This is a genomic window from Candidatus Hakubella thermalkaliphila (assembly GCF_013281975.1).
GTDB lineage: Bacteria > Actinomycetota > Humimicrobiia > Hakubellales > Hakubellaceae > Hakubella > Hakubella thermalkaliphila.
Map to the genome: position 1 here is coordinate 1 of NZ_BLRZ01000086.1, position 8,434 is coordinate 8,434.

An 8,434-nucleotide genomic window follows, 5' to 3' on the forward strand; every position below is an offset into this window, starting at 1 on the left:
AAGTTATTTTGGTAGATTGTATTTACATGTGGATGCCTACAGATGGGTGTATGATACTCAGAGTTGGATCATGGAGGTTGAAAAAAATGACGATGAAAGCAAATCGCTGTTGTGTGAGCTATGTTGTCCAAGTAGCCTGGGAGAGGGTCTCGTTGTGGAGTGTGATGGTATAAGACGGATAGAAGGAAAAAGGGTATGGTTGTATGAGTTTTATATTCGGTTCTTGATCACATTGACGCGATTGGCCTAAACAACTCAGAGGCTGGTGAGTCCAACTCAAGGCTATCCAAAAATCAGATCAGGACTATTCACGCCGCACATCGCCGGGAGACCGCCCAACGCGAGGCCAAGATGGTGGGCGACCATGGACAGCGTCTGCTGAATCACTTCGCTGAAGGCAGCGAGGTTGGAGTTGAGGCGATTGATCCCGAGTTGGTCCTAGTTGACCCTGACACCGAAGAGGCCAATCTATTCCGCATCGCCGCCTTGCTATGGTCTGTCCCGGTATCCCGAGGCTTTGGCCGTCGCATGCGGTTTCTGGTGCGTGATCGTTCGAACCAGAAGCTAATAGGACTCCTTGCGCTGGGCAGCCCTGTTTTCAACCTTAGCCCACGAGACAACTGGATTGGATGGACAGTTCGCGATCGAGAGGAGAGACTTGTCAACGTAATGGATGCGTTCGTGATAGGCGCTGTACCGCCGTATTCCCAGCTCATCGGTGGTAAGCTTGTGGCTGCGCTGATCGGCTCTGGTGAGGTCAGTCAACACTTTGAGCGACGATACGGTCTGAAGCGAGGCATTATTAGTGGGAAACTGAAGAGAGCTAAGTTGGTGTTGGTTACCACAACTTCGGCACTGGGCCACTCGTCTCTCTACAATCGTCTAAGACTGCCCGGGTTGATTGAGTTTCATCGCTTGGGGACGACAAATGGTTGGGGCCACTTTCAGGTACCAGACTCGATTTTCAATCAGATGAGGCGATTGTTAGAGCTGGGAGGCCATAAATATGCTTCCGGCTATCGCTATGGCGATGGACCCAATTGGCGTCTTCGAGTAGCAAGAGAAGCTCTAGAGCGTATCGGATTGGACGGAAACGTCATGCGCCACGGAATACGGCGTGAAGTGTACGGAGTACCTCTGACTGAAAACTGGCGCGAATATCTACTTGGTGAGGATGACGACGCAATTCTTGAACGCCCTACGGTGAAGGAAATTGCAGATGCGTGCATAGAGCGGTGGCTACTGCCACGGTCAAAGCGACGGCCTCAATTTCGTGCTTGGAAGAGAGGTGATACCTGGCGTCTGATTACTCAGGCCATCGAGCCTTAAGCAACCGCCAGGATGAATTGTAAATGGATGCGGCAAGGTTTGAGGAAGTCCTTCAGATATCCGCCTCAACAGAAGCAGTACGACGACTCGTAAAGTTGAACTACTGGGACAATCAGTGGTGGTCACGCCATATCAAGGATTGGCGTCTAAAGATCTTGCTCTGTGGTCTCAGTGCTCGCGTTGCGTATCGAACAATCCAAACCTACCAGCACGTAACTAACAAGCTGTGCGAGATTGGGTATGACAAGCTAACGCGGCTAAGCGAGGGTGAATTCAAGACGATACTGGCTCCACTTGGCCTAAAGGACACTCGATGGCGATTCTGGCAATCAGTGCAAAGGTTCTGTGAGAGATATGAGGAGCGTCAGGAAGAGCTAGCACGACTCAGCAATGATGAATTCATCGAACTGCTCCGTAAGGAAATCTGGGGGGCAGGGTACAAAGTAGCTCAAGCCAGCGTTCTCTATATCCGAGGCTACCACTCTGGAGTGATCGTTGTCGATTCTGGAATGAGAAATTTGTTGGCGCCTTGCCTGGGCTTTGCGACTAATCCCTCAGACAAGGGCTATGAACTAATGCGGAGACAGTTAGAAGCACTGGCCCCGACAATAAACTGTCAGGACTTGCTTCGAGAAACTGGCTATGGCGATATTGCCAAGAGGTTGGCTCCTGATGAGGTTGATCATTGGTGGGTGCATTTAGTGTTGATTTACTTCAAGAGAGAGTTTTGCAATGCCCATAGGCCAGAGCAATGTCCCTTATTGAGGGCGAGACTTGTCGTAGACCCATCAAAGCCAGCATGCGGTGGTGTCGAGCAAAGGCGTAATCGTGAGCGAGAAGTTTGCGAGCGTCTGAATGGTGGACCGTAGGGCGCTGAAGACAAACAGGGCACGGATGCAACAACCGGGGAGGACAAGCACGGCTTGAGTTCAGACATTAACTGTCACAGACTCTACTTCCCTGTCCACCCAATCAGAGACTCATCACTTAATATCTCGCCCAGCTTTTTCGAAGATTCGGCGTACATCTCGGAAGTGAGGGAAAGTTTGATCCCCCGTCTTTCCAACTCGGCCATGAACCGCCGCACACTCAACCCACAGAACCTGGCAGCAGTATTGGGATCAACCTCTCCTATTTCGTGCATGTCTATGACTGTTTCCACTTTGTATCTGTGAACCAGTATTCTTACCTGCCCTTATCCATAACGACCTCGTCATTCCACTTCAAAGATCTCCCCCACACTCCGCCCGAAGACATCAGGGAAGTACATCTCCCAGGCCCGGGCGGGCAGAACATGGAACTTTCCGGGCTGAGTTGCTCTGGCCAGATAGGTAAACTGATAGACCCCTTTGGGGAGGTAATCCACGAAAAGAGCCACCCGGTCATCCCGAATGTCCCGATGGGAGAAGTAAAGGGTCTGCTCTTCCTCTTTTTTCTCCATTTCGAAATAGGTTCCGGAGGTCAAGAACTCCGGATTGATTACCTCCAGGCCAGCAGGCAAGAAATCCTCAATGATAAGGTAGTGCAGGTCCTGGGGCACATAAAGAGTGAGCCTGATTTTCACGGTCTGGCCAGCCTTGATGCTGCTTATGGAAGTTTTCTCCTCTTGCTCTATGGCACTGAAGTAACGTCTCTCTATGCCTACCCCTCGTGATAGGGGAAGAATGTCCTCTGCAGGAAGGAAGTAACGCAGGATGAGATCATAGTACATCTTTCCCGCTCCATCCTTGGTGAAGAGCACATCCATTGGCTTCCCTCTGGCCAGTCTGTCCAGAGCTATTTTGAGCTCTCTCTCCTCAAGCAGCTCACTTTTGCTCACTCTTCCGGACAGGACCCGACGGCCATCCAGAGCCACCTGATACCAGTAGTCAGGAGTTTCCAAGGACTGATAGGTGTAGGCATCAATAAGACTTATCAAACTCCACACCGTTTCCTGAGTAGTAGACCATCTGCCTTCTTTTCTTGAACCTACAAGCCATCGGATGGTAGAGGCAATGAGGGGATCTTCTGGATCGGTCTTGATCAGGGCATCCAAAATTATAGCAGTAGTCCTGAGGTTGGTGTTCATGGACCAGTAGTCTCCTTTAGCCTCCTCCCAGTGGGATCCAGTAGAAGACAGACGAACTACATCCTTTAAGTCGGCCAAAATCTCCTTCACCTGGCTTTGGAGATTTGCTTGTGTGGCTGCCTCGATCCGACCCTGATTCAGGAAGTCCTGCAGGGTCATCAGAAGATAGCCCTTAGCAGATAGGCTGAGCTGATCCCTCCGATAGAACAACGATTGGGTGAGCCCCAGATCTCCGGCATCGGCCAGAGTAAGGACATACAACAGGAAAGCTCTGGTATCTTCGTCCACCTGCCTTTCCTCCGAAGTTGTCCGGTAGAGGGATTCCTGCACAGAACTTATTCCACGGTCGATGGCCTCCTGACTTACGGCATATCCAGCTTTCTGGGCCTCAATCAGGCCGAGCAGAACGTAGGCCGAGATATAGGGATCGCTCTCATTCTGGGGCCACCATCCCCAACCTCCATCATAGCGCTGCTGGGCGTATATCTCCTGCAGCCCCTGGTCTACCATAGGCTCAAGCTCATCCGGATCAAAGCCTTCCAGCTTCAATCCGGTCACATCCAGAAGTCTCTTCAGCTTCACCTGGGGTAAGAAGCTGGATACTATCTGTTCAATACACCCGTAGGGAAACTCAGCCAGATAGTCCAGGCCCCTCTGTATCCCCGCCAGAGGGGTGGCGTACGTCCTTATCTCCAGATCGCCCACTCCCTCCACAGCGTCTTCACTCACCAGTATCTTTTGCAGAGCTGTATATTCCAGCTCTCCGGAAGCAGCTACAACTTCAGGGGTAATCTGATTCAGCGCTTCAATGCTCATCTCCACAGCATCGCTCAGGTTATCAGCCTCGGACCTGGCGGCAAAAGTCATCCTTACCCTCTCCACATCCTCCACTTTTCCCTTCCAGAAAACAGTCTCGCTGCCATTGGAAGGTATCTTAACTTTGGCCGAGGAAGGGGAGTTCAGGGCAAAACCTTGTGCCTTCAATTCCACAGTGGCAGTGATCTCACCAGGAGAATAATTATGGACTACCGCTCCCAGCATTACTTCGTCCCCCATAACCACAAATCTGGGAACGATGGGCCGGATCAAAAACTCCTTGGTAGTGATGATCTCCGACTTGCTTGCTCCCACCAGAGTATCTGAAGAAGCGGCCACGGCGGATATCTGCCAGGTAGTCAGAGAATCGGGCAGCTTAAAGGTGACCATCGCCTCGCCCTTTTCATCGGTCAAGAGATGGGCCTCCCAGAAAGCCGTATCCCTGAAGACGGTGCGGGTGGTGAAGACCGCCTCTCCACCATCTCCTCCCTTTCTATTTTCCTCAATGTAGCGGTTGATCCGTTCCAGAGAGACCATCTGAGATTGAGCTGTAGTGACTCCCAGGGTGGCCTGATCGTAAAAACTGTCGGTTATCTGAGCTGATCTGTCCGGAGCCAGAGAGAGTACGGCCACATCCACGATGGACAGGGCGAGCTCACTTTCCACTCCCTGACCCTTGAAGTCAGTGGCCTTCACCTTTACGGTAACTGTATCCCCGGGGCCATAGGTCTTTTTGTCCGTCTTGATGGCCACCGAGAGTAACTTCTTGCTGACATCAACTTTAAGTTCGGTATAGCCGATGCGGAAATCGGGGAGCGTCTGGTCTTCTGCTGCCTTAAAAAGGCTCACGGAGATAAACACGTTGGGACTGTACCCTTCCTTAATGGGTATCTCCACCTCCTGAGAGGTGCTGGTGATGTCGATCACCCGGTAGTCGATGATCTTGCCTCTCTCCACGGTCAGAAGGGCTTTGGCGTTTTGATACGGTGAGGTTATCAGAACCCGGGCCGTCTCTCCAGTCTGGTACTCTTTCTTGTCGGCCAGGATCTCTATGCTGTTGTCGTTGGGCCGGTACCAGCTCACATATTCTTCCGAACTCACCCAGACGCCGGTGGCGCTGGTGACTTTATTACCGGCCTCATCCCGGCCTTTGGCCACCACATGGTAGAAACCTCCCTTATCGGGAACAAATTTCACTTTAGCCTTCCCAGTACTATCGGTCACAGTCTGGAAAGAGGAGATGAAAGTGTCCTGGGGCTGGGATATGTAGTAGAATTGCCCCAGCTCATCCTGCTTTTTGACCGTAACCCACTCTCGCTGATACACGCTGATTTCCAATTTCTTGGACCCCACCAGTTGGCCAGAGGGGTTTACGGTTATGATGTCCACAGCAGTTGGCTCTTTTTCCGTGGATACGTACTCTGCGGGTTTGAGGCCGATATAAAACCTGCCCTTGTGCACAATCACCTCATCCCTTCCGGTGATGGCCTGATTGTTAGAGTCCATTACCGTGGCTTCCAGAGTAAATATCTGGCTTACCTTATCCTCGTCAATATTGACAGGCGTATCCACAACGAATCTACCTTTTTGGTCGGTGGAACCCTTTCCGGTCTTAACCGGCTCAGGCCAGTAACGCTCCTCCCAGTCCCCAAAGAAGTACTCAAAATAATCCACAAAATCGTAGGAGGGATCGTCTTTATAGAAGAAAAAGTAGTCTTCCTTGCCCAATTGCCATTCCACCGGGCCATTGGAGAGGGGAGCGCCAAAGTAATAGTTGGCATCGATAGTTGCTCTGATCCTTTCCTTGTTGTAATAGTCATCCCGATCAGCCTTTACCTCCACGCTGAAATCCGGCTTTCGGTATTCCTGCACCTGGAAAGACTGGTAAAAGGACTCACCATCAATGTCCAGAACCAGACTGTACCAGCCCAGATTAATGTCCTGACCCAGCATCAGGGAGCCAGAGAAGCTCCCCTGAGCGTTTAAGGTATGGGTGTTTTCTTCTATCGTATTTCCCAGACTGTCTATTATGGATAGAGTTACTTCTTTACCGGCCGGGGGCAGACGGTAGATCTTATCGTCATCAATCCTAACTATTCCCTTATAGTAAACACTTTGAGATGGCCTGTAGATGGGTCTATCGGTAAAGATGTGGGCCTGATAGTCATGAGTCTCCCAGGTGAGGGGTATATCAAAATAATAGGGCTCGATGCCATAGGACCAGTCCGAGGTCACGAATCCTATCTGATCTCCCTCCTGGAGGAAGACCCCCAGTACCTCATCCTGACCGGATCCTACTTCAATCCTGGAGATACCCCTGGTATCAGTAAGACCCTGGCCTATAAGCTGCCCATTCGGAGAATAGACTTCCACCTTCGCATCTTCCACTGCCTCGCCGTCCTGGCTTCTCACGGCCCAGACCAACACGCCGTTCCTGTCCCTCTTCAGGGTCAGCGAGAGATCGCTGACCACCAGAGGCATGCCATCTCGCTCGCCACCCGGAAGGGTTACTTCCAGGTAGTAGAAACCGGGCTTGATTTTCTCTTCACTCTCCTGGGTCAGCTCAACCTTGACCTTTTCTTCCAGATTGAGCCGGGGTTCTTGTTCCATGGACCAGGTCTTCATCAGTTGAAGATCTTGTGGCCGGTAGGTGTTCCAGCCCTCATAGTCCAGGCCCAGAAAGTTCAGGAACTGGCTGAGGTTCGCCCGGTGGAGAGCCAGATCTACCCTCGAGGCATTGATGGTGCTCAGATATAGTGCCTGTACTCCCTGGGAGCGGAGGAGGCCGAAATTGCCTTCCCGGTTTATGCGAATGCTGGGTGGGAGGGGAGTCGGCTCGGCCACACTGAAATTTATCTGATAATCACGCCCCAGAAGCTGCCGGAATACGTCTTGACTCTTTGCGGAGATGGTTATGGTGTAAGTAGTCAGGGGCTGATACTGGGCATAGATGTACAGGATGGTGCCATTCTCCGACCACTCCAGATAGGGATTCTTCGCCTCCGGCACAATCTTGAGGTTACGCTCCACAGACTCTACATCCATGGGGCTGGTGAATCCTATCTCCACGTAAGAGATATCTTTGACTATACTTCCATTAGGCGGGTTGGAGTAGGCCAGAGACGGATCACCCACGGTTTTAAACCTCCAGATGAAATCCTCCTGCAACCCGATGTGGCCCTCGGCCCCCATGACTCCTTTACTAATGCGCCCTATGTGGAGGGCGTCATAGCCCAGGCCTCTTGTGGGAATAAAGATAAAGGAGCTTTTGTCCTCACTCCATTGAAACTCTCCTCTTAACTTTCGTCCATCTTCCAGAGTCATGGAAAATCCTGCTTCCACCGAGTCGGTATCCATAGGCTGATTAAAATCCACCTTGATCCTGGACCTGAGCCCGGCAAAGCTGTTTCCATCCTCCGGAGTAACCCCTATGACCTGGGGTACCAGAGAGGTAAATGACCATTGAAACTGTTCTGGCATAGAGGCGTTGGCAATAGATTTAATCCCTTTAGGGACCGTCACTTTGTACTGGGTGGCAAGGGGAAGGTGATCCTCGGGCCGGAAGGTCAGGATGGAGGTACCCAGCCAACTGAACTCCCCTTTTATCTCGGGCCGGATGGTGACCCCGAAATTCTCCCCTTTTACATTTTTGACCATGCCCAGAGAGACCATGGGCTGGTTGAACATGATGGTTATGCTGTCATCCCTCTGACCTACTTGCTGAGGACTCACCAGAACTACCTCTACTGGGTCTATGGTGGAGAAGCTAAAGACGTAATCGGAAGCCAGATTGTTACCCCTCGAATCCTCGGCTCCCTTGGATATCTTCACGGTGTACTTTTCACCCTGACCCAATCCCTCCTCACCAGGAACAAATCTCAGAGTGTCACCGGACCAGTCAAACTCTCCTTTCACTTCAGGATTTACATAAAAGGAGCTTTCCGCACTCTGATGGTCCAGCTTTCGTTCGAAAGTGATTTCTAGGGACGAATCAAGAGGTATCTCCTTGGCCCCGTCCTCCGGCCAACTGTAGATAATTTGGGGAGATGGGGCCAGCGGCCTGGCGCAGCCAGCCAGAGAAATCAAAGCCACCAAAGCAATACCGGGCAAAAGCGCTAATCTGAGAATTCCGCAACTACACCAGGATGACCTATGTTGCGCCATCAAGCAAACTCCTGTCCTGAGGCCGGTTCTGGGAGAACGAGGTCCGGCTATCGCCTA

5 protein-coding genes are annotated in these 8,434 nt (G+C 51.5%); 3 read left to right on the forward strand and 2 right to left on the reverse strand.

Going from position 1 to position 8,434, the window contains the following annotated elements; all coding sequences use genetic code 11:
- The 3 genes from HW443_RS13020 to HW443_RS08110 all read left to right on the forward strand — a co-directional run.
- Positions 1 to 250 (forward strand): hypothetical protein (locus tag HW443_RS13020; RefSeq protein WP_219857232.1); only part of this gene is annotated, 250 nt, incomplete at its 5' end.
- Positions 241 to 1,329 carry a DUF4338 domain-containing protein gene (locus tag HW443_RS08105; RefSeq protein ID WP_258190482.1) on the forward strand — a complete coding sequence of 363 codons (1,089 nt, stop codon included), beginning with the start codon at positions 241 to 243 and terminating at the stop codon, positions 1,327 to 1,329. The genes HW443_RS13020 and HW443_RS08105, both read left to right, overlap by 10 nt.
- 23 nt (positions 1,330 to 1,352) lie before the next feature.
- Positions 1,353 to 2,198 (forward strand): hypothetical protein, encoded by an 846-nt coding sequence (locus HW443_RS08110; RefSeq protein ID WP_176235226.1) that lies wholly within the window; start codon positions 1,353 to 1,355, stop codon positions 2,196 to 2,198.
- A gap of 83 nt (positions 2,199 to 2,281) precedes the next feature.
- On the opposite strand, the gene HW443_RS08115 is transcribed toward HW443_RS08110, so the two are convergent.
- Together HW443_RS08115 and HW443_RS08120 are read right to left on the reverse strand one after the other, a co-directional pair.
- A complete protein-coding gene (locus HW443_RS08115; RefSeq protein WP_176235225.1) occupies positions 2,282 to 2,491 on the reverse strand; it encodes a hypothetical protein in 210 nt (69 codons plus the stop codon).
- A gap of 51 nt (positions 2,492 to 2,542) precedes the next feature.
- Positions 2,543 to 8,377 carry an Ig-like domain-containing protein gene (locus tag HW443_RS08120; protein ID WP_176238049.1) on the reverse strand — a complete coding sequence of 1,945 codons (5,835 nt, stop codon included), beginning with the start codon at positions 8,375 to 8,377 and terminating at the stop codon, positions 2,543 to 2,545.
- Between the last annotated feature and the right edge of the window lie 57 nt (positions 8,378 to 8,434).